Genomic DNA, 6,000 nt, shown 5'->3' on the forward strand with positions numbered 1-6,000 from the left:
TTCCTCCCTTAATGGTCGATCTATATAAAGGTACTTGCAACTTGCGTGCCAAGTTTATCGAAGCCATGCCCATTGGTTTTGATCTGTTTAGCCGTTATCTTTAAAACCTTTGATTCATATTTGAATTAATCCTGGTGCAATCACCATTACACAAGTGATTCATAAATGACTTAACAATTCATTTGTGACTGTTTTGTGTCAAAAAAAATAAAAAAACCTGTAGATTTACAGGTTTAAAAGTTTTTCTCTATGCTTTTTAGTAGTAAATAAATTGTTTTAACAGCATTAATTGATTTATCATGCACTTTCGCTCTGTTTATTAAATAGCCTACTAACTCTCCAGCTTCTGTCACCTTCCTATTTCGAATATCTTGAAGCATTGATGTCATATGTGTTCTTGCATATTCCGCATTTTGAAAGGCAGTTTCGATGTCATCTTCATTTAAAGGGTAACCGTCCAACCCGGCTATCTCAATTGCTTCCAATCCAATCATCCACGCGACTTCTCTTAATTGTGGATCATCTAGTATTTGTCCAATTGTCTTATCCGTCGCTGCAGATAACGGATTAAATACTAAAGTAAATAAATACTTCTTCCATTTCCTCAACATGATTTGTTCTGACCAATCTGTAGGGATTTGTGCTTCATTTAATAAGGACGAGAAGGTAATTGCAGCATCATGACTACCTTCGCTAAGTGAACCAATAACAAGTTTATGCCTTCCCGACTGCTTAATAATGCCCGGCGACTCAACAGATGCTTGGACATAAACCGCAGCCGAGAGAACCCGGTCTTCGCCAATTACTTCGACAAGCGTTTCCTCATTGCTTACGCCATTTTGAAGTGTCATTACATAAGCTGATTTATGAATCACTTTATTTAGCTGATTTGCTATTTCTCTTGTATCTCCAGACTTCACACAGAATAAAATAAGTTCACAATCAGCTAATGTTTCAACACTTTCGGAAAATGTTTCGTAAATTGTAATTTTTTCATTCTCTCTATTAATAACTAAACCATTTTTGTTCATTTTAGCTAAATGAGCCCCGCGCGCAATATATCTTACATCGTGTCCGGCTTCTGATAAAAAACTACCAAAAAATGACCCGACAGCGCCGCTCCCCATAATACCAATTTTCATATGTTATCTCCTCGTCCTTTCAATACAATTTTATAATTTTGTAGTTTCCGTACAATCGTCGATTGGCTTGTATCCAGAGCTTTTGCTAGTTCGTATGTCGTCGAATATTTTTCGGCGGCCAGGTTCAATACTTTTTTCTCCGCTAATTCAACTGCCTCTTTCAACGTCATTGTTTCGTCCACTTCAGTATGCTTTACGTTTTCATCAACTTTATATTCAATTGGTAGATGCTCAAGCCCCAGTTCGACGGAGCTATTTAGTAGCACCATTTGTTCAAGCAAGTTTGACAATTCCCTGATATTACCCGGCCATTGATGCCTATAGAAAAAAGATGTGAGCTCTGCATTTAATTCTTTTTTTATTTCATATTTTTCATTAATATCATTTAAGAACATTTTTATTAACGAATGAATTTCCTCTTTGCGTTCTCGTAATGGAGGGATCACAATCGGTATAACGTTTAATCGATAATATAAATCTTCTCGAAACTTACCTTCCTCTACCATTTCTTTTAAATTTCGATTCGTCGCGGCAATCAAGCGAACATCAATCTTTTTTGTTGATGTACCGCCGACTCGCTGAATTTCTCTGTCTTGAATGACCTTTAGTAATTTCACTTGGACATCTAACGGCATTTCACCAACTTCATCTAGAAACAAAACACCTTTATCCGCAAGTTCAAACATTCCCGGCTTCCCATTTTTGCTAGCCCCGGTAAATGCTCCACCCGCATACCCGAATAATTCTGATTCAATTAAGTTAGGAGGAATGGCACCACAATTCACTTTAACAAACTTACCGCTTCTACTCCGCTCACTTTTGTTGTAAATGTATTTGGCTAGAACATCTTTGCCTACTCCCGTTTCACCGAGTATTAGAACCGTAGCCGCTACATTAGCGATTCGCTGGGCAGTATCATAGATAAGCCGCATCTGCTCATTTTCAACGATGGTTTTTCCGTTTGCTAATGTAAAATTTCCTTTTAACTTTTCAATTTCCTCTTGGTAGCTTTTATTGAGTTCATTCGCCCTTTGAAGGGCCGTTTGTAAACTGTTTAAATCAGTTAGATCTCGAACATTCGTAACAACACTCTCTACTTCCCCTTGTTCATTGAATACCGGATTTCCGGTTAGTAGCGTGTTCCTTCCTGAATAATTAAGTTGCATAAGAGATACAGTTCTCTTCTTTTCTACGACTTTATGTGTGACTGAACTTTTTAGAATTCCCCGCTTCATTAAATCATCCACATTTTTATTAATATAGTATTCTTTGGGTATCCCTGTAATCCTTTCAATTGCTGAATTCGTCCGTAAGGTTATCCCATCTTTATTCGTTATATAAATACCGTCATAAGAATTTTCAATGACCGCATCAAGATGTCTGTTTAAACGTTGTAACTCCTCAAGTTCACTAGATTTACTTTCAAGTTCTTGCGAATTAATTCCAACATAAAATACATTATCCTCAGTCAATTGTTCTTTCAAAAATATGTATCTTTTATTGTCCAGGCGAGCCTGAATTAAGTTCCCACCTTGCTCTGCATGCCATTCATCAAATAGATCATTGACAGGCTTATTAACTACATTCATTTTCATGTCGGATAAAAGGCGCTCATTCATCTGTATCACTACATTATGTAATGAAGTTTCAAAACAATAAAACGGTACTTTATCAACCTGATTCATAGCGGCCCGCCCCCTTTTTAACAATGTACCATCACTTTTTCAATAATGCAAAAACTGTCAATAACCTAATTCATAATACTCCTCTCAAATTTGATTAGCCTTTTCTGCCCCCGTCACTACATTAAACCCCTTTAAAATCCGTACACAAAGAGCAATTGCAACCAGTGATATAACAATCAAAACACTAAAAACATAGCCGTACTTAAAATATCCTAGAGACATAGTTTCAATATATGTTAAAAGTTTACCCGATACAGTAACGCCGATACCGCCACCCATATACTGAAATAATTGTAGTGTTCCAATTCCATTTGCTAACTGCTCTTTAGTTAATATTTTCGTTAATATATTGGGCAAGCTTGTCGTAATACAAACAAATCCGCTACTTGAAATACTGAAGATAATAATTATGAATAAAACCGTCGTACTTCCAAATAAGGTCGCTATCAGTGCAGCGGTAACCATAAGAAACGTCCCCGTTAGCGCAACCCACTCAGCACCAATCCGATCAACTGCCCAGCCAGCTATTATTGAGAAAATAACCGCAGTAAGTGCTCCTGGAAATAATGTAAGCCCGATTAAGGCAGTACTTTCCATATTAAAATACCTAGAAAGAAGTAACGGCAATAAAAATAAAAATGAGAAATTACAAAAGAAAATGATGAAGCCAACGCCAGTAACTGATAAAAAAGATTTATTTTTTAATAAAGATGGTTGCAAAAATGGTACTCTGTGACGCTTTATATGTCTAAAGAAAAGGTAAGCTATTACGATTACTAAAAAGCTTAATAGCCAAGAAATAGTAATCGTACCTAATAACAATACAATTCCAACGAAAAAAATTAACATACCTTTATAGTCAAACACTTCTTTCTTTCTTTTTTCAAATGGAAGTAGCAGAAAATAAAATGGTAATCCAATTAACGCAAATAATGAAATGCTAAACAAATACCTCCATCCCAAAAACTGAATTAATGCTCCACCCACAACAGGTCCAATCCCAAATCCGAGCGTAATAGCAGCCGCAACGAATCCAAGTCTGTTCCCCCTTCGTTTGAAAGGTATATATCTCGTAGTTACGATAATGCTTAATGCAGAGATAGAAGAAGCCCCAAGCGCCTGAACGATACGCGCAAGTATCAGACCCGAATATGAGGAAGCTGTCATTCCTATGAGAGAACCTGAAGCGAGAAACAAAATACCGATAGATAACAGCCACTTAATAGGATAGGACGAAGAGAGTTTACTATATACAATTGCGCTTAACGCAAACGCGATTGAATAACTACTGACAATCATTGAAGCAGATTTGGCATCTACACTAAATGAAACCGTGATTATTGGTATAGCGACATTGAACATTGAAGTATTCATAACAGTAATTAAGGTGTTGAAAAATATCACAGAATATAATACGAGTTCATATTTAATAAAATTATCTGGTCTCAGTAACATACTTTGTTGTTTATCGGGATTCATTTTACGTTGCTACCCCCACTTTCATTTCCTGACTATTATACAATGCAATTATCGTGCCTCTTCATATCAAGAAAATATTTATTTCAATTGCTTTGTCAAATTAAGCGAGACATAATATCCTTCTACATTTTCGCCGACAAGATTATTGAAACACCCAATGGGAGTTTGGTAATTTAGCGATTTTCTTGGGATATAGTTTTTATGTAAGGTGACACTTGATATATAGTCTTGTGAAACAGGACGGAAATCCATTTCTTCGGGTAATCCATTCTTACGAAGAAGCCCGTTAGAATTCTGATTTAACGCTCTTTGAGAGGGAGTTCTTGAATCAGCGAAATAAATATCTATATCATGGTGATTACTGATGCTTTTCCAATTGGAATATTCCTTGCCACAATCGAAAATAATTGATTTGAATAAGTGTTTTGGTAATCGTTTGAACCATTGATCAAATGCTTCAACAATATTGATTGCTAATCGACCAGCGGGCTTAACGGCGATAGTGCACTTGTTCCTACTCTTATATGAAATCCAATTGGATTCTCTCCACAAATTGTAAAACCTAAATATTGCGTATAAAATTCTTCACATAAAGTAAGTAATTTTATTTTGAACAAAAACCATAAATATATCATTGGATTACCAATTCATATTTATCGTTTAAAGTAATCTGAACATCATTCGCCAGTGTAATTTCAAGAGGAAAAATAGCGGAAACTTTTTCTGAAAATATCCACCTTCGATCGGGTTGATTTAATAAAATAAAAACTCCAGTGGTACTATCTCCCATGAAGTTAAGAGAAGTGGAACTTAATGGTTCATTGTCACGTTCGTTGATTCCCCTTTCAACCAACTGTTTTCCAGCTTTTATTGCATCAGGAACTGTTAGACTAATTTCACTAATGTTTAAAATACTTTTAGGTGAAAAAGTTTTTTCTCCTGCTTCAGATATAGAATGTCTTGAGATGAACTCTACAACATTACCAGACGGATCATAAAAATAGAGAGAGCGTGCTGGTAAATGTGAAAAATCAGCTTCATCGTCTCCATCCTCTAGATTTAAATTAACCTTTTCTTTCACCCACGACTTAGCTTCATCAAATATATTGCTCTGAATATTAAAAGCAAAGTGGTAATACGGTCTCTCCTTTACACCTTTCTTTGTAAACTCCAATTTGCTTGAACCAACTGCTACGCAAAATCTTTCTTGATCTTCATAAATTAATGTTAGCTCAAGCGTCTTATTATAAAAGCGTTTCATTTTCTCGAAATTATGTGTTCTTAACGTGACTTGCTTTATTTCCATCCTGTCTCACTCCAATATCCATTAATAAATTTAGCTATCAACAACAAAACATCAATTATTACCGCTTAATCCACTTCGTTTTCAGGGAATAGTCAAATTAGTCTATCAAGTATAACAGTTATAATTCAAAATACGTATAACTTATAACTTTAATAGATAAGAAGATTTAAGATGATAACATACCTGATTTAATGGTACATTTTTTGGCATTGATTGGAAAATAATAATATATTGAATAAAAACACAAAGGATACCGACAAAGTTTTCCGTGATATGCTCCCCTTAAGGTAGACAGATTAAAAAATAAAAATCTGTTTTTCCTTAGGGGGATTTTTTATGGCACGTAAATTTTACTCGAATAAATTTAAATATGAAGTAATCATGGCTT

The 6,000-nt window shown here is 35.2% G+C and carries 4 protein-coding genes and 1 pseudogene; all 5 read right to left on the bottom strand.

The window, feature by feature from the left end:
* Window positions 1-233: 233 nt before the first annotated feature.
* The 5 genes and pseudogenes from G8782_RS17900 to G8782_RS17920 all read right to left on the bottom strand — a co-directional run bounded on the left by G8782_RS17900 (window position 234) and on the right by G8782_RS17920 (window position 5,612).
* The gene (locus G8782_RS17900) at window positions 234-1,142 is read right to left on the bottom strand and encodes a ketopantoate reductase family protein (protein ID WP_172373812.1); all 909 of its coding nucleotides are present in this window, start codon (window positions 1,140-1,142) and stop codon (window positions 234-236) included.
* Window positions 1,139-2,827, bottom strand: coding sequence for a sigma-54 interaction domain-containing protein (locus G8782_RS17905; RefSeq protein ID WP_172373814.1), 1,689 nt, complete (start codon window positions 2,825-2,827; stop codon window positions 1,139-1,141). The genes G8782_RS17900 and G8782_RS17905 overlap by 4 nt, the downstream gene beginning before the upstream one ends.
* Window positions 2,828-2,911: 84 nt before the next feature.
* The gene (locus G8782_RS17910) at window positions 2,912-4,306 is read right to left on the bottom strand and encodes an MFS transporter (RefSeq protein WP_172373816.1); all 1,395 of its coding nucleotides are present in this window, start codon (window positions 4,304-4,306) and stop codon (window positions 2,912-2,914) included.
* A gap of 95 nt (window positions 4,307-4,401) precedes the next feature.
* Window positions 4,402-4,819 (bottom strand): annotated as a pseudogene (locus G8782_RS17915) (IS30 family transposase); the annotation flags it as partial.
* Between the two features lie 118 nt (window positions 4,820-4,937).
* Window positions 4,938-5,612: a hypothetical protein gene (locus tag G8782_RS17920; protein ID WP_172373820.1), complete on the bottom strand. Its 675-nt coding sequence runs from the start codon at window positions 5,610-5,612 to the stop codon at window positions 4,938-4,940.
* Between the last annotated feature and the right edge of the window lie 388 nt (window positions 5,613-6,000).

Source organism: Sporosarcina jiandibaonis (genome assembly GCF_013184495.1).
Lineage (GTDB): Bacteria > Bacillota > Bacilli > Bacillales_A > Planococcaceae > Sporosarcina > Sporosarcina jiandibaonis.